At 66.8% G+C, this 292-nt stretch carries 1 pseudogene; it reads left to right on the top strand.

What is annotated here, in order from left to right:
- Positions 1-292 (top strand): annotated as a pseudogene (locus EN804_RS36440) (arginine--tRNA ligase); the annotation flags it as partial.

The raw sequence follows: 292 nt of genomic DNA, 5'->3' as shown, positions 1-292 counted from the left end.
CTACAAGGGCACGCTGCCGCCGCCGAAGGGTGAGAAGCCCGAGGACTGGGAGGACCGCGAGCAGACTTTGTTCCGCTCGACCGCGGTCGGCGACGACATGGATAGGGCGCTGGTCAAGTCGGACGGCTCGTTCACCTACTTCGCCGCCGACGTCGCCTATCTCAAGGACAAGGTCGAGCGCGGCTTCGTCGATCTCATCTACGTGCTTGGCGCCGACCACGGTGGCTATGTGAAGCGGCTCGAGGCGCTGGCGCGGGCGGTGGCCGGCGACACCGTCAAGCTGACGGTGCTC

The organism is Mesorhizobium sp. M8A.F.Ca.ET.161.01.1.1 (genome assembly GCF_004792105.1).
Lineage (GTDB): Bacteria > Pseudomonadota > Alphaproteobacteria > Rhizobiales > Rhizobiaceae > Mesorhizobium.
The sequence above is the reverse complement of the archived record's forward strand: the minus strand, read 5'-3'. Positions and strand labels throughout refer to the sequence as shown.